Source organism: Melghirimyces algeriensis, from assembly GCF_900182565.1.
Classification (GTDB): Bacteria; Bacillota; Bacilli; order Thermoactinomycetales; family DSM-45169; genus Melghirimyces; species Melghirimyces algeriensis.
On sequence record NZ_FXTI01000007.1, the window covers coordinates 134,324 to 149,029 of the forward strand.

Here is a 14,706-nt window from a genome sequence, read left to right on the forward strand (position 1 = left end):
ATGAGGGAGCGATTGCATGAAACACTACAGCCAAATGACCCATGATGAGTTGCATGAAGAAATCCGTAATCTGGAAAAAGAAGAACTCCGAGCTCGGCGCACCTCCATGCCCTTTGAGGAAGCTGTTATCCGACAAAAGATTCATTTTGCTAAATCCTACCTTATGGATCCCGATACCATCCTTCCTGGCAAATGGTATGAAGTAGAAGGGGAAGAACGCCTGTTTCAGGTAGATCGATTAAACGGTGTAATGGCTTGGGGAAGATGGGAAAATGAAACCCATTCCTCTGCTGTGCCGATCGGAAGTATGAAACGGGTTCGTCAACCGTGAAACCCGATTTTAGGACGTTTGAGGAACATGATACAATATTTCGGGGTTGGAAGTATAATTGGTTTCCTAAGTGACCTTTGCCATCCTCCAGCGTAGGATCTGGAGTTTAAGGGCAACCTCGTGAACCGCAAATGAATGAGGAGTCAATCGCCGCAGAGTATGGCATAGCATCATCCCAGCCTTCCCGTGAACCCCCATCAAACTTCAATCCATTATGATAAAATAGGGATAGGAGTGGTGCAAATGGAGAATCCTGAATCCCATAACGAAAAACTCTGCCCCAAGTTTGAATATGCATTCCGGATTTTGGGCAAACGATGGAACGGACTGATCATCCGAGTCTTATTGGATGGGCCCAAACGGTTCAAGGAAATATCATCGATGATTCCCTACATGAGTGATAAAATGTTGGCAGAACGCTTCAAGGAATTGGAGTTTGCCGGAATTTTAACCCGGAATATCTATCCGGAAACTCCAGTCCGGATTGAATATGCCTTAACCGAGAAAGGAAGAGCGCTGAAATCTGCGTTGGACGAGATACAATCCTGGGCAGAACAATGGTGCGATGAGATCCCGGAAGAAGATGAACATCACCCGCGTTCTCAATAACAGCGGGCTTCTTTTTTATCGCGGAGGGATGGTTTATGGCCAAGTTTTTTATTTTTTGGATTCTGTGGCTGATTACAGGGAATCCTTTTTTTGCGCTATTTATTCTCTTCATCATCCTATATCTGTTGGATCGGCGTTTTATCGGTTTACTCCCCGGAATGGTTCAACCCATCCGCAGAAACCGCCGCATCCGACAATTAAAGCAGAACCTGTTGTTAAACCCCCATCATACCTCAAACAAACAGGAATTGGCTGAATATCTAATGGAAAAAAAGCGATACCAAGAAGCACTCTCTTTTCTGCGAGAGGTCCAAGATATCATTCCCGATTCGGCTGATGTTCAGGCGAACATTGGACGATGCCTTTTGAAATTGGGACGGCTTTCAGAGGGTGAGCAAGCAATCCTTGACGCTTTGGAAAAGGACCCTCGAATTCACTACGGAGAGCCTTATCTGCATTTGGGTGAGGCATACCGCTCTAAAAACCGGGAAAAGGCACTTTTCTATCTGAAAAAATTCCCGGAAATCCATTCCTCCTCCAGTGAGGCCTACTATCATCTGGGTCGAATCTACGCGGACTTGGGGCGTCAAAGTGACAGCCGGAACGCCTACCAGGAAGCCATTGAAATCTACAAATCCTTGCCCAAATACAAAAAGCGCTCCGAACGTCCCTGGGCTCTGCGTTCAAAATGGCGTTTAACCGTTCAACCTCTTTTTCAGCCATTCCAAAACTAGAATATGTTAGAAAAAGCTTAAAAATCGTTCTGCCCATGATTAACCAGCGTGCATTTGGGCCACACTGCCGGATAGGAGGTGGGTTCGGATGTACTATGTCATTCTTGATTCAGAAAAATATCCCCTGTCCATTCTTCATGAAGACCAGTATTTCCAGTGGTATAATCCAATGAAGCGGGACCATCGGGTGGAATTCAGGGGTTCGATGAACCAATGTTACTCCTATGTTTCAAGAAGAGAGCAAAATCCACAACACCCTCTTATTTGACAGAATATTTCCAGAAACAATGAATGAGCACCACCCCTTAAGCATGGACTGCTTTTAAGGGGTGGTGCTTCCGTAAAAAAGGTACTAAACCTGTGAAGCCAAAGTGGGTTGTCAATACTTCCCCCACATCACTCCTCTTCTAACAATACGGCCGTCCCATAGGCAATAATCTCAGAAGCCCCATCCATCACAGCAGAGGTTTGCAAGCGAAAGGCAACAATAGCGTTGGCTCCTTTTTTTTCCGCCTCTTCTACCATCCGCTCAATAGCCATCTGACGTGCCTCTGCCATCATTTCGGTGTAATCTTTGATTTCACCACCCACCAGCGTTCTAAGACCGGCCATAAGATCCCGACCAATATGTTTTGCCCGAACTGTGCTTCCCTTTACATAGCCCTTCAATTCCTTGACTGTTCGGTTGGGCACCTGTTCAGTCGTCACGATCATCATTTTTTTCTTCCTCCTTTTTTCTTTCCTATTCCAACATTCAAGTCTAAAGCGTTAGAAACAGTAGACAGGAACAAGACATCAATGAAGAACAGGATAAAAAATCCAGTTCGAGCGACGCCAACATCAATCATATTTTAACCATTCTTTCATAACAAAACCACTCAGTCCCTCACCATGACTCACTGCTTCCAGATTACCATCAGGGAATCAAAGCAAGAAACCCAGAACCATCCAGACTCCCCCAAAGCACGTTGTCCAAAAAAGAAAGGATGTGTCAGAACCTCTCCAATGCGATCGAGGATTCCAGTACACATCCCAAGCCACCCAGCATATTCAATCGGCTTGAATGGCAAGCATGAAAACTTAGCCATGACGGCAGCGCTTTTTTATCCGTTTGACCTTGTTTTCGCAGTACGCTTTTTGCGTATTGGAGGAAGCAGCTTTCCTTTTCTAAGCGTCCGTTCCGGTGTCCAAGTGGAAGGATCATTCTCATCAAACTGCTCCAGATACTTGATTACTTCACGGGTAATCGGTGTTGGTGTAGAGGCTCCAGCTGTAACTCCTACATAACTTTTTCCTTTCAACCATTCCACATCGATTTCTGTGACATCGCTGACCCGATAAGCCTCCACTCCGGCTATCTCTTTCGCTACCTGAGCCAGACGCCGAGAATTATTACTGCGTGGATCACCCACAACGATTACCAATTCGGTCTTTCCCGCTTGTTCGGCCACCGCTTCTTGCCGTTCCTGAGTGGCCAGGCAGATTTCATTTACAATCTCAGCATGAGGATACTTCTCATGGACCTTTTTCATCAACAAGCGGGTATCCCACTGACTCATTGTTGTCTGATTGGTAATAATGATTTTATCAGACCGGATGTTGAGTGTTTCCACATCTTCTTCTCTCTCGATCAGATGGACGTGACCTGGTGCCACGCCAAGCGCTCCTTCCGGTTCAGGATGGCCTCTCTTGCCAATATATGCCACTTCATAACCCTCAGCCACTTTTTCCCGGATCAGATCATGTGTCCGTGTCACATCCGGACAAGTGGCATCCACCACAGTCAAACCCTTTTCGCGGGCCCTCTTTCTGACCTCCGGAGATACTCCGTGTGCTGTAAAAATAACCGTTCCTTTGTCCACTTTTTCCAAAAGATCCAGTCGGCTTTCGCCGTCCAAAGTAATAATCTCCTCTTCTTTGAAAGCCTCTACAACATGCTGATTGTGAACAATCATTCCCAAGATATAAATCGGGCGTGGAAGATCCAGGTTTTTAGCCGCCTCACGGGCCAATACCATGGCATCCACAACACCGTAACAATAACCCCGGGGGGTAATTCGCAATACATCCATCGGTATTCCCTCCCCGACCTGTTGGCCGTTCAAAAACATTCCCTGTCATTATATCGCATTTCAAAGGGATGACCAAGGAGAAACAAGACCCGGTTTTAACAAGTACTTCATTGAAAATAGGCATGTTTAACAGGTACAGTTGCCCCAGAAAAAACATAAAATGCATTGTATCCTGAGATTTTATCCACTTAAAAGGAGTGATTCCCGTGGGTGAAAAACCGAAAAAGCCCATGCACCCCAAATATCCATACAAGAAAAAACCGATGCCTCCAAAATATCCACCCATGCCCCCCAAGTGCCCGCCCATGCACATGCCCTACATGCCAATGATGAACCCTCATCATATGGACATGAATCCCTATCATATGGATATGAACCCTCATATGGGAACCTACATGAATCCACATATGATGTACAATTACATGAAAATGTGCCACCGGATGGAGCGTCAGATGATGAAAGACTATATGATGCAATGTGGAGCCCCACCTTATGAAAGTTCCAGTTGCGATATGTACCGTGAAAGCAGCCATTGTGGCTGTTAAGTCCGTTGTTTAAAACCTCCCTTTTTTCTCAGGGAGGTTTTGTTATTTGGATCTTATTTGTTCTTGTTTTTTCCTCGTTCCCGAATATAAAGAACCATCAGAATCGCAGAAACGATCATCATAAAAAACAACAGAATCTCCGTATTCAACAAACCGGCAAAAGACAATCCCAAGCCTCCTCTCCAAAAGAAGGAATTTCAGTTCTACCAAGATATACTATAAAGTCTACCGGTTTGTACAGGAAAAAATATACTCCAAAGAAAGTGAACATATCACTTCTGTTCGAACGCAACAGGAGTCTTCTGCTTTTGTCGGCTCCGGATATACCGGGTTAACTCCGCTGTCATCTTCCAATAATGAAAAGGAGTGATCAGGTAGATCCCTTTGAAATATTTCATGGCCTCATCCAACAGTTCTTTGGCCATTTCCACTCCGAGAACACGTGCCTGAGATGCATTCATCCCTTCCAGTTGCTTGATCACCCGATCCGGAATTTTCACCCCAGGCAGTTCATGATGAAGAAATAACGCATTTCGGTAGCTGGTCAATGGCATAATTCCGATAAAAATGGGAACAGGAATCTCTTTTGTCGCTTGATAAACATTTTGGATGGATTCCACATCATAGACGGGTTGGGTCATAATATAGTCCGCTCCAGCTTCCACCTTTTTCTTCAATCTTCCCACTGCCGCTTCCATCCGCGAAACATTGGGGTTAAACGCGGCTCCCACTACAAATTGCGCCTTCTGCTTCAACGGCTTACCTGAAAAAGAGATTCCTTCATTCAATTGTTTTACCATGCGGATCAAATCGAAAGAATTTACATCATAAATGGAACTGGCCCCCGGTAAATCCCCAATCCGGGTCGGATCGCCCGTAATCACCAAAATTTGATGGATTCCCAGTGCATGAAGCCCCATCAGGTGCGACTGTTGACCGATCAGATTTCGATCCCGGCAGGTAATATGGACCAAAGGCTCCGATTCTGTCCGTTGTTTCATAATAGAAGCAAGAGCCATATTGCTCATTCGGGTGGTCGCCATAGAATTGTCTGCTAAAGTGATGGCATCCACTCCTGATTTGTTTAACTGTTCGCAACCATATAGATAATCATGAATATCCAAATCTTTTGGGGAATCAAATTCCACAATAACCGTTGTCTCATTGCGCACCTTTTCTACCAAAGTGGGTTGGGTGCGCACCTCCAACCGAGGGCGTTCCATCTTCTCTTCCACCAAGTCCGGATTTATCCGTGGCATGGGAGATAAGCCCTCAAGGGCTTCAGACATGGCCTGAATATGATCCGGCGTGGTGCCACAGCACCCTCCAATCAGGTGAACACCCTGTTCGCGCAAAGCCATAGCCCGATCTTTAAAATAGTCCGGTGTGGAAGCGTATTGGAACCCCTCATCCGTCATTCCAAGCCGACCTGCATTGGGATAAGCGGAAAGAATCAGCCCTTGGGGAACCACCGTTTTTTCTAGTGCTCGCTGTATTTCTAACGGCCCCTGTCGACAATTGAGTCCCACCCCATCAGCACCATGTTTTTTCAACTGTTCGAAAGCGTCCGTTAAGGTATATCCATCGCGGGTTCGTCCCACTTCCATCATCGTGATTTGACACAAAATCGGTTTCTCTGTAAGTGTTCGGGCCGTCTCCAGTGCCAAAATCAATTCCTCCAGATCCAGAAAGGTCTCCAGGATCAAACCATCCACACCGGCATACAGGAGAGCGGTTACCTGCTCTTCATACAGATCCCGGTATTCTGACCGGGACCAATTGGGGACGCGACCGGCATTAATGGAACCCACCGCTCCGACGACATAAGCAGTATCCCCCGCAACCCGCCGGGCAATCGCCACAGACTCCCGATTGATACGAGTCACTTTTCCTTCCAATCCATATCGAGCCAGACGCTCTCGGTTGGCACCATACGTATTTGCCTCCAGGATTTTCGCCCCGGCTTGAAGATAACGACGGTGTACCTTCTCAATCCACTGAGGGCGTGTCAGAGAAAGCTCTTCCACCGGTATCCCCACAGGAATACCCAATTGATACAAATAAGTGGCCATCGCTCCGTCCCCCACCAACAATGAGCCCGTCAGGGCAGTGCCCAGATCCTGACGTTTCGCCACACTTCTTCCCCCTCTCTCACATTGCATTGAAATATCTCGCTTCAGGGTGGGAAAACACCATGGCTGAAACTGACGCTTCCGGCTCCATCATAAAACCGTCCGTCAATCGCACACCGATTGTCTCCGGTCTTAACAACCGGAACAGTTTGGTTTGATCTTCCAGATCCGGGCAGGCTGGATAGCCGAATGATACCCGAATTCCCTGATAACGAGCAGAAAAACGCTCCCGCATCGTCATCTCTGCAGGGTCTGGAAATCCCCAGCGATCCCGCATGATATGATGGAGGCGTTCGGCGAAGGCCTCCGCCAGCTCAAGAGCAAATGCCTGAACCATATGCGAACGCAGATAATTCCCTGCCTCTTTCCACTTCTCCGCCCATTCGCGAATTCCTGAGCCAGCAGTCACCACCAGAAAACCAACATAGTCCATTACGCCTGAATCCCTTGAGCGCAGAAAATCGGTCAACGAAAGATAGGGAGATTTGCTTTGACGGGGAAAGGAGAAGGTTTCCAGAATTTTTTCTCCCGGATATTCCGGATCATAGATTTGAATGGTATCCCCATCGGACTGAGCCGGATAAAATCGGTAGATTCCATCTGCTCGAATCCCCTCGTTGTTTCGGAGATCCGTAATCATATCATCCAACTCCCGTTTCAGGGTAACGGCCTTTTGATCCCCCTCGGATAGAAGCTGCTCCACATTTCCTTTCAGACCCAAATGTTTTCCAAACAACATCTGTTTATTGATATAAGGCTCCAGATAGGAAAGAGGATAATCCCTCAGGATATGGCGCTCCATGTCTGGAGGGAGGTAAACCGGAGCATTTCGGTCCACTGTGGATGTACGAACCGCAACAGCCACACCGCCCTTTTCCTCCTCCAGGGAACGGCGCTTTTCCTCCCGTTGGGACGCTTTCTGCCGCGTACGGCGCAATTCGTCCGCCAGATGCTGACGCTTCTTTGAATCCTTCAAGCGGTTGACCAACTCCAGACCGTTCATCGCATCTTTGGCATACAGAACCAATCCGTCATATTGAGGAGCGATTCGTTGATCGGTAAATTTCCGAGTCAACGCTGCTCCGCCCACCAAGATGGGAAGGTCCAGGTCTGCCTCTTTCATGTCCTGGGCCGTAAGAACCATTTGTTGGGCAGACTTGACCAATAATCCCGACAAACCCACCATATCCGGCTTTTCTCGCCTGCAAGCCTCAATTAACTGCTCTGGTGGAACCTTGATTCCCAAATTTACCACCTGATACCCATTGTTGGACAAAATGATCTCCACCAGGTTTTTTCCAATATCATGAACATCCCCTTTAACGGTTGCCAGCACCACTTTTCCTTTCGTCTCCGTACTTGCTTGATCCATATACGGCTCCAAAAACGCTACCGACGCTTTCATCACTTCAGCACTTTGCAAAACTTCTGCCACAATAAGCTGATTGTCGTTAAAGAGACGTCCCACTTCATCCATCCCTTCCATCAAGGGACCATTAATAATCTCCAACGGTTGGTATTTTTCAAGCGCCTTTTCCAGATCGGGAATCAAGCCATCCTTACTTCCTTCCACCACATAACCGGCCAGTCGTTCCTCCAGCGACAGGTTTTTTTCAATCGCTTTTTTCTCTGGTTTCTTTTCCCGGTAAAAAGCGGTAAACTCCGCCAAAACCGCATCATAATTGTTTGCATCCGTTTGAAATAACAGATCCTCTGCCAATTTTCTTTCTTGATCAGGAATGGAGGCATAACGCTCCAGTTTCTCCGTATTGACAATAGCGTAGTCCAATCCTGCACGGGTGCAGTGGTAGAGAAAAACAGCGTTCAACACTTCCCGACCGGCCGGAGGCAGTCCAAAAGAGACATTGGAAACACCGAGCACAATCCCACAGGCGGGTAAAACATCCTTAATTCGCTGGATTCCCTTCACTGTCTCTCCAGCGGAGCCAATATAAGCCGTATCACCCGTTCCAACGGGAAAAACGAGTGGATCAAAAATGATGTCCTCCGGCGGGATTCCGTATTGATTCACCAGAAGATCATAAGAACGTCTGGCGACATCCAATTTTTTATCCGCAGTGACAGCCATGCCCTCTTCATCGATGGTACCGACAACCACCGCTGCTCCATAACGATGAATCAGAGGAACCATCTCTGAAAAACGTTCCTCACCATCTTCCAGATTGATGGAGTTAATGATTCCCTTGCCCTGACACATCTTCAGAGCCTGCTCTACCACCGTCGCATCTGTAGAATCGATCATCAAAGGCGTTTTTACTTTATTGACCGCATAGTGTAGGAACTTCTCCATGTCCTCGGCCTCATCCCGGTCTGGATCAGCCAAACAAATGTCAATCACCTGCGCTCCGCCCTTTACCTGACGTCGGGCAATCTCGGAAGCCTCCTCGTATTTCCCCTCCTGAATCAGTCTCTTAAATTTTCGGGACCCAATGACATTGGTCCGCTCTCCAACCAGAACAGGCCGATTGTCCGCTTCCAAAAACAACGGTTCTATTCCGGATATGGCAGACAGTGGTTCTGTTCGGGGCTGGCGTGGAACCTTTCCTTCCAACGCTTCTGCTATGGCCTGAACATGCTCCGGAGTCGTTCCACAGCATCCTCCAGCAGCATTTAGCCAACCCCTGTCCGCAAAAGCAGCCAATTTTTTGGCCAGCCCTTCCGGTGTCTCATGATAATTCCCGTCTTCATCAGGAAGGCCGGCGTTGGGATAACAGCTGACTCCACAATGTGCCAAACCTGATAACGTCCGCAGATGATCCTGCATAAACTCCGGTCCTGTCGCACAATTCAATCCCACGGTAATCGGATGGAGGTGCTGAATAGACAGATAAAAAGCTTCCACATTTTGACCAGCCAACATCGTACCCATGGGCTCAATCGTACCGGAGATCATCAGGGGAAGCTCCTTTTGCAGATCTTTGAAAGCCTGCTCCATTCCGATCCCTGCCGCTTTAATATTAAGTGTATCCTGAGCGGTTTCCAATAGAAGAACATCCACCCCTCCTTGGATCAAGCCCCGGACTTGCTCCCGATACGCCTGAACCAACACATCAAACGTCACCCCGCCTGTAACTGACAGAGTCTTGGTGGTTGGCCCCAATGCTCCTGCCACATACCGGGGATGCTGTGGTGTGGAGTATCGTTCGGCCGCTTTTACAGCACAGACCGCCGCTTCACGGTTGATCACCTCTGTATGATCTTCCAGACCATAATCTGCCAACACTACAGATGTAGCTCCAAAGGTATTGGTTTCAATCACATCCGCTCCGGCTTCCAAATATCGTTCATGGATGTTGCCAATCATCTCAGGGCGTGTGATATTCAGGTATTCATTACAACCATCATAGGCCTCTCCTCCAAAATCATCTGCCGAAAGATCCATCACTTGCAGTTGGGTACCCATCGCCCCATCCAAAATCAGGATCTTCTCTTTCATTCGCTCTTGAATCGGTTTTTTCCCCTCTGTGCCCACCATGGATTCATCAACCCTTTACAAAAAATAAAAAAGATCCTTCATCCTGGAAGATGAAAGATCCTGATCGTTGGTTTCATACAACACGGATCTCTCATCTGCCAGAGATTTTTACTCTGCAGGAATTGGCACCACACCGTGCATGCACAGTAGGTTGCCGGGTTTCATCGGGCCAGTCCCTCCACCACTCTTGATAAGAGAAATCAAGAATATCCATTTGTGAACAACATTTAATTTCTATTTACTATATGGAAAGATCGTACAATTGTCAACCCTTAAGAACCCATCAGCTTCCTGTTTTCAGTTGATACCAATCCGTTTGATGAAGCAAATCTCCCAACTCACGATCGGTCATCCAAGCCAGTTCTTCTGTGGAATAAAAGCAGGATGCCAGTTCAATAGCCGCTGGCCTCCACTTCATTGGGTCCACATGATAGTTATGCACCTCTTGGGCATATCGAACAGTCGCTTCCCAAGACGCCTCCATAACTGAAAGGTAGTTTCCCACCAATCCTTTTCCAATACGATCCACCAGAGCATACCGTTGCGTATATTGAATGAAGTCTCCTTTGATAGGAGGTTTGCTTATTCCAAGGATTGAGTTCCATGGAACGATTACATAACCGTTAGTCCATTCCATTGCATCTCCCCCCCTTTTTTTCTCCAGTATGACCACTGCGAAATATCGTTATTCTATTCAGAAAATATGCGGTTTCTTCATATCAAATGTTTTACCTCATCACTGAAAAGCACTCATCCATTCCCTTTCACAGGGAAACCCCTTCCCCATATGTACAATTTTCCTTTGAAACAAGAAATACAACAGGAATTAACACAGGCTTAAAAAAGCATACTGTTGGATGTGTTACCTTTAAGACAAAGGAACGAAAGGTGCTGATCCCTCATGACGCTTCTGGATCTGGGCATTCTCCTGTTTGTGGTTGGTGTTCTGCTGTTTATGGGCATTTGGTATTTTAAAGAAGAAATGGAGCTGGCAAAACATCAACCCACTCCCAAGCAAAACAAACACCCACGGGAAAAACCTGTGTGCACGGATTGAGAGGATCAGATTAGGCATTATTGTCTTCATTCAATAATTACCCCATACTCACCGTCAGACGTTTCCATAAACCTTCAAAGATGTTTTTTCACAATGGATTGCTCTATCCCCCTGTCCATTCTACTTCCAACAGGCTATACTAAAATACGTACTGTGATTCACAGGAAACCGATGGATGAGGTGGTTGCTCTGTACGCCCAGAATGCAGAAGATTCCCAAAAACAATTGGAAGATGAACTTCAATTGATTATCCGTTGGGAAAACGAACAAAAAGATTTGTGGTTTTGGGAACGAATCGGTCGTTATCCTTTTGTACTGTTGGATCGAATCACCCCCCGGATCATACAAAAACGGATCGGCAAGTTGCTTGACGAACTTGGAGCCTATATTCAAACGGGTGGCCAATACCTGATCAATGAACAAGAGATATTGGACATGCTGGCCGATGAAGCCGGTCCCTCCATAAAATCGCTCTCTTTGGAGCATGTTCCTGCCTTGCCATTGACCGTGATGAACCGAGTATCCGACAAAATGAAGGAAGCCCGGACCCAGCAAGCCATCTATCAGGGTGCTGCCACTGGCTTGGGAGGTGTCTTCACCCTTGCCATTGACATCCCGTATCTGCTTGGTCTTTCCTTGAAGATCATTCAGGAAATGGCTCTTTCCTATGGCTATAACCCCAGAGAAAAAAAAGAACGCATTTTTATCGTTCAGTGCCTGCAATTCGCTTCCGCTGATTATGTCGGAAAACAGGCCGTCTTAAAAAATCTATCCGACTATCACCATGGAAATGCGGAACCTGAATCCTTCTCCCAGATTCAAGGGTGGAGAGAAGTCATCACGGTTTATCGCGATAACTATGGATGGAAAAAGCTGTTTCAAATGATTCCCATCGCCGGTGCTCTCTTTGGTGCCTGGATGAACAAGTCCATCATTGAGGAAGTGGCGGAAGCGGGACAAATGCTGTACCGGAAACGTCGCATTCTGGAAAAGCTGGATGCCTTGAGAAAAAAAGAAATGCTAGGATGATCGGTTCAATGGATGGATAAGTGTTTCTTAAAAACCAAAAAGCCGGGCAGAGATGCTTAATATCATCCCCGTCCGGCTTTTTGAGATCTATATACGCCTAAGCCAATTTTACGGCAAAGGGGGAGGCGTACGTGTTATTGCTCACCCCTTCCTAGACTGTATGAAAAGCGTTACAGCAAGAAGCGACGTTGAAGCCCCAGCGTCCGTTTCATTTAATAGCCCCAGATCCAGAAGTATAAACGCACTGAGCAGTGAATCCTTTGCGTAATGCTTTATCTTCTTGAGTTTACCGCTCCGTTTACAAATGTCAGAGTTGCTGCCGCTGAACAGCTCAGTAAAGCTACTCACCTGCATCGTCTAATGTTTATTCAAAAATTCGTAATAGCCTAATTTGTAAAATGCATAGGTATCGTGTATCTCTTTGTGATCCATTGCGTGTAAAGCTTGCAAAATTTCTTTTGCAAATTCAAGCGAAGCAGATCCATTTGCTGTAACAAGATTTCGATCTCTAACGGCCTGTTGTCTAATAAAATGATTCCGATTTGTGTAACGTTGATACTCTGACCACATTTCTAATGAATTCCCTGTATGCTTATACTCATTGAGTAATCCGTTTTTAGCCATAAAGTCCACTGCTCCACAAATCGCCCCGGTAACAACACGATTTTCTAACGAATCTTTTATCAGATTTACGATCCTGTGATCATCAATCCCCCAAGAATTCCCACCAATAAGAATTATCGCCTCATAATCATTCGGTATATTCGTAATGTCGTAGTTTGGCAGTGTAGTCCATCCACCAATCGATTTTACTGGTGTTTTCCTCAATGAAGCCGTTTGAACCACATACTTTCCGGTTTTCATCAGTTCAGGAGCTAAGTAAGCACCTTCCCAATCTGCATACTCGTCCAAAATAAAAAATATCACTTTTTTCATGTCAATATCTCCTTACAATAATATGAATTACACCCTCTTAGCTAACTCTCCACTTCAGTGTATGAAAACATATGTTCGTTAGTCAAGCTATGTTGAAGCCCAATTCCTGTGAAGTATCGACCAAAGCTTGTTGTCAAAATGTGGTCAATTTGATTTTCCACTCCGTAAATCATTACATTAAAAACACGAAAACCCCCGTAAATACGAGGGTTTGGTTTTTGAGTATAGCGGGATCGCTGACCTCTACACCGCCAGTGTAGCTTCATGTTTTTCTTCTGGGTCACCTCCATGTAATGGAGGTTTTTTTGTGCATCACTATATTTCGCAATGATGTATGGACAAAATGTGGTCGAGCCACAATGATAATCATAGGATCATACTGATCTTCAGCTACTGAATCAGCTGATTGCCTCACCTTAATGCGCTCATCCATTTGAGGCTGATCTTGTAAGATACACTCCGGTCCATTCTCTGCATTCTTTAAAGAAAAGTGAGCTTAGCACCCTTAAGTAGTGCTTCTTCCATAAAGCTGTTTATTGAAATGGGAGTCATAACACGATTATTTGACAAAAATGACCGAATCATATATTATACTAACATAAAGTAAGTTAATAACAAAAATAAAGATATAGATACTCAACAAATCTTGTTTTCTTTAACCCTCATTAGGAGTTTTTTATTGATGCGTTGACCCTATAAATGAACAAAACAGGAGGTACACATGATTAACATCTATCCAGCAGAAACGCGTTATACAGCGGATCACGGGTGGCTAAAAACTTCACACAGCTTTTCGTTCGCTGACTATTACGACCCGAATAACATGAATTTTGGTCCGCTTCGCGTACTCAATGACGATTTTATCGCCCCAGGAAAGGGATTTGGTGCACACCCCCACCGGGATATGGAGATTGTTTCCATTGTGATCAAGGGGGAATTAAAACATGAAGATAATACGGGAGGCTCCGGGATCATTCGACCTGGAGAAATCCAACGGATGACTGCCGGAACGGGAATCATTCACTCCGAGTACAACCCTTCCAGCACTGAGGAGGTCAACCTCTTACAACTTTGGTTTCTGCCAGAGAAAAAGGGATTAACCCCCTCTTATGAGCAAATCGCCTATGACCGGAATGCCTTGAGAAACCAATTGCTTCCTGTTGTTTCCAATCGGGTTCAAGCAAAAGATGTAGCGTTGATCCATCAAGATCTGACGCTTTACCTGTCCGAGTTAGATAAAAATCATGCTCTCACCTTTCATCAGGAAACGAATCGGAAAACCTTTCTGTTTGTGATGGAAGGGGATGTGACCGTCAATAAACACCGGTTAAAAAAGCGTGATTCAGCAAGAATCACCGATATAACAGAATTAACGATTGAAGCCCATTCAAACGCTCAATTAATGCTGATTGATTTACCTTAAGTTTATCTGCCGGCATACGTGTGCCAAGTGTTTAGCTGAAATAGGGTGCCTGACGAAAAAGTCAGGCTCTTTTGTATGCAATTTTGATTAAATAAATGATGTCTTTTTCATTTCCTTCTTTCACTCGATTCCATTTCCTTACACATACAAAAAAACCCTTGATTTCTCAAGGGTTTGGTGTGGTGGAGCATAGCGGGCTCGAACCGCTGACCTCTACACTGCCAGTGTAGCGCTCTCCCAGCTGAGCTAATGCCCCGCAAAGTGTTATCTCGTTCAGCGACATTAACTATTGTATAGAATACAGATCGCCTTGTCAAGGATTTTCCCAAAAAAATAACCTCC

General features: G+C 45.8%; 14 protein-coding genes, 1 tRNA gene and 1 riboswitch. Of the genes, 8 read left to right on the forward strand and 7 right to left on the reverse strand.

Going from position 1 to position 14,706, the window contains the following annotated elements; translation table 11 throughout:
* Positions 1 to 16: 16 nt before the first annotated feature.
* The 4 genes from FN782_RS11440 (at position 17) to FN782_RS11455 (ending at position 1,942) form a co-directional block, all read left to right on the forward strand.
* Positions 17 to 331 carry a DUF1811 family protein gene (locus FN782_RS11440; RefSeq protein ID WP_142505941.1) on the forward strand — a complete coding sequence of 105 codons (315 nt, stop codon included), beginning with the start codon at positions 17 to 19 and terminating at the stop codon, positions 329 to 331.
* Between the two features lie 243 nt (positions 332 to 574).
* Positions 575 to 940 (forward strand): winged helix-turn-helix transcriptional regulator, encoded by a 366-nt coding sequence (locus tag FN782_RS11445; RefSeq protein WP_142505942.1) that lies wholly within the window; start codon positions 575 to 577, stop codon positions 938 to 940.
* Positions 941 to 975: 35 nt separating this feature from the next.
* Positions 976 to 1,674 carry a tetratricopeptide repeat protein gene (locus FN782_RS11450; protein ID WP_142505943.1) on the forward strand — a complete coding sequence of 233 codons (699 nt, stop codon included), beginning with the start codon at positions 976 to 978 and terminating at the stop codon, positions 1,672 to 1,674.
* A gap of 88 nt (positions 1,675 to 1,762) precedes the next feature.
* Positions 1,763 to 1,942 carry a hypothetical protein gene (locus tag FN782_RS11455; protein ID WP_142505944.1) on the forward strand — a complete coding sequence of 60 codons (180 nt, stop codon included), beginning with the start codon at positions 1,763 to 1,765 and terminating at the stop codon, positions 1,940 to 1,942.
* A gap of 128 nt (positions 1,943 to 2,070) precedes the next feature.
* Here the strand turns inward: FN782_RS11455 and FN782_RS11460 are convergent, their stop codons facing one another.
* Positions 2,071 to 2,391, reverse strand: coding sequence for a YbjQ family protein (locus tag FN782_RS11460; protein ID WP_142505945.1), 321 nt, complete (start codon positions 2,389 to 2,391; stop codon positions 2,071 to 2,073).
* Between the two features lie 386 nt (positions 2,392 to 2,777).
* Positions 2,778 to 3,746 (reverse strand): 4-hydroxy-3-methylbut-2-enyl diphosphate reductase, encoded by a 969-nt coding sequence (locus tag FN782_RS11465; RefSeq protein WP_142505946.1) that lies wholly within the window; start codon positions 3,744 to 3,746, stop codon positions 2,778 to 2,780.
* 206 nt (positions 3,747 to 3,952) lie between these two features.
* Between FN782_RS11465 and FN782_RS11470 the strand changes: the two genes are divergently transcribed.
* Complete coding sequence (locus tag FN782_RS11470) at positions 3,953 to 4,291, forward strand: hypothetical protein (RefSeq protein WP_142505947.1); 339 nt, start codon at positions 3,953 to 3,955, stop codon at positions 4,289 to 4,291.
* Between the two features lie 272 nt (positions 4,292 to 4,563).
* On the opposite strand, the gene FN782_RS11475 is transcribed toward FN782_RS11470, so the two are convergent.
* The 3 genes from FN782_RS11475 to FN782_RS11485 form a co-directional block, all read right to left on the reverse strand.
* Positions 4,564 to 6,453: a bifunctional homocysteine S-methyltransferase/methylenetetrahydrofolate reductase gene (locus FN782_RS11475; protein WP_142505948.1), complete on the reverse strand. Its 1,890-nt coding sequence runs from the start codon at positions 6,451 to 6,453 to the stop codon at positions 4,564 to 4,566.
* On the reverse strand, positions 6,443 to 9,919 hold the full coding sequence (gene metH / locus FN782_RS11480) for a methionine synthase (RefSeq protein ID WP_142505949.1): 3,477 nt from the start codon (positions 9,917 to 9,919) through the stop codon (positions 6,443 to 6,445). Before metH ends, FN782_RS11475 begins: the two co-directional genes overlap by 11 nt.
* Before the next feature lie 88 nt (positions 9,920 to 10,007).
* Positions 10,008 to 10,116, reverse strand: a riboswitch (SAM riboswitch).
* A gap of 86 nt (positions 10,117 to 10,202) precedes the next feature.
* Positions 10,203 to 10,556 (reverse strand): hypothetical protein, encoded by a 354-nt coding sequence (locus FN782_RS11485; protein ID WP_142505950.1) that lies wholly within the window; start codon positions 10,554 to 10,556, stop codon positions 10,203 to 10,205.
* Between the two features lie 264 nt (positions 10,557 to 10,820).
* Here FN782_RS11485 and FN782_RS16885 point away from each other — a divergent pair, with 264 nt between their 5' ends.
* Entirely contained in the window at positions 10,821 to 10,976 is a 156-nt protein-coding gene (locus tag FN782_RS16885) for a hypothetical protein (RefSeq protein ID WP_185956251.1), read from the forward strand.
* Between the two features lie 171 nt (positions 10,977 to 11,147).
* A complete protein-coding gene (locus FN782_RS11490) occupies positions 11,148 to 12,005 on the forward strand; it encodes an EcsC family protein (protein ID WP_142505973.1) in 858 nt (285 codons plus the stop codon).
* Positions 12,006 to 12,362: 357 nt separating this feature from the next.
* Here FN782_RS11490 and FN782_RS11495 read toward each other — a convergent pair whose 3' ends face one another.
* The gene (locus tag FN782_RS11495) at positions 12,363 to 12,941 is read right to left on the reverse strand and encodes a type 1 glutamine amidotransferase family protein (RefSeq protein WP_142505951.1); all 579 of its coding nucleotides are present in this window, start codon (positions 12,939 to 12,941) and stop codon (positions 12,363 to 12,365) included.
* 721 nt (positions 12,942 to 13,662) lie between these two features.
* On the opposite strand from FN782_RS11495, the gene FN782_RS11500 reads away from it, so the two are divergent.
* Positions 13,663 to 14,364, forward strand: a complete 702-nt coding sequence (locus tag FN782_RS11500) for a pirin family protein (protein ID WP_142505952.1) — start codon at positions 13,663 to 13,665, stop codon at positions 14,362 to 14,364.
* A 180-nt stretch (positions 14,365 to 14,544) separates the two neighbouring features.
* On the opposite strand, the gene FN782_RS11505 is transcribed toward FN782_RS11500, so the two are convergent.
* Positions 14,545 to 14,620: transfer RNA gene (locus FN782_RS11505), tRNA-Ala, on the reverse strand.
* Positions 14,621 to 14,706: the final 86 nt, after the last annotated feature.

Bases quoted from the DNA above. Each gene is read 5' to 3' on its own strand.
- FN782_RS11440 (WP_142505941.1), top strand. From the start codon at position 17: ATGAAACACTACAGCCAAATGACCCATGATGAGTTGCATGAAGAAATC.
- FN782_RS11445 (WP_142505942.1), top strand. From the start codon at position 575: ATGGAGAATCCTGAATCCCATAACGAAAAACTCTGCCCCAAGTTTGAA.
- FN782_RS11450 (WP_142505943.1), top strand. From the start codon at position 976: ATGGCCAAGTTTTTTATTTTTTGGATTCTGTGGCTGATTACAGGGAAT.
- FN782_RS11455 (WP_142505944.1), top strand. From the start codon at position 1,763: ATGTACTATGTCATTCTTGATTCAGAAAAATATCCCCTGTCCATTCTT.
- FN782_RS11460 (WP_142505945.1), bottom strand. From the start codon at position 2,391: ATGATGATCGTGACGACTGAACAGGTGCCCAACCGAACAGTCAAGGAA.
- FN782_RS11465 (WP_142505946.1), bottom strand. From the start codon at position 3,746: ATGGATGTATTGCGAATTACCCCCCGGGGTTATTGTTACGGTGTTGTG.
- FN782_RS11475 (WP_142505948.1), bottom strand. From the start codon at position 6,453: ATGCAATGTGAGAGAGGGGGAAGAAGTGTGGCGAAACGTCAGGATCTG.
- metH (WP_142505949.1), bottom strand. From the start codon at position 9,919: ATGGTGGGCACAGAGGGGAAAAAACCGATTCAAGAGCGAATGAAAGAG.
- FN782_RS11485 (WP_142505950.1), bottom strand. From the start codon at position 10,556: ATGGAATGGACTAACGGTTATGTAATCGTTCCATGGAACTCAATCCTT.
- FN782_RS16885 (WP_185956251.1), top strand. From the start codon at position 10,821: ATGACGCTTCTGGATCTGGGCATTCTCCTGTTTGTGGTTGGTGTTCTG.
- FN782_RS11490 (WP_142505973.1), top strand. From the start codon at position 11,148: ATGGATGAGGTGGTTGCTCTGTACGCCCAGAATGCAGAAGATTCCCAA.
- FN782_RS11495 (WP_142505951.1), bottom strand. From the start codon at position 12,941: ATGAAAAAAGTGATATTTTTTATTTTGGACGAGTATGCAGATTGGGAA.
- FN782_RS11500 (WP_142505952.1), top strand. From the start codon at position 13,663: ATGATTAACATCTATCCAGCAGAAACGCGTTATACAGCGGATCACGGG.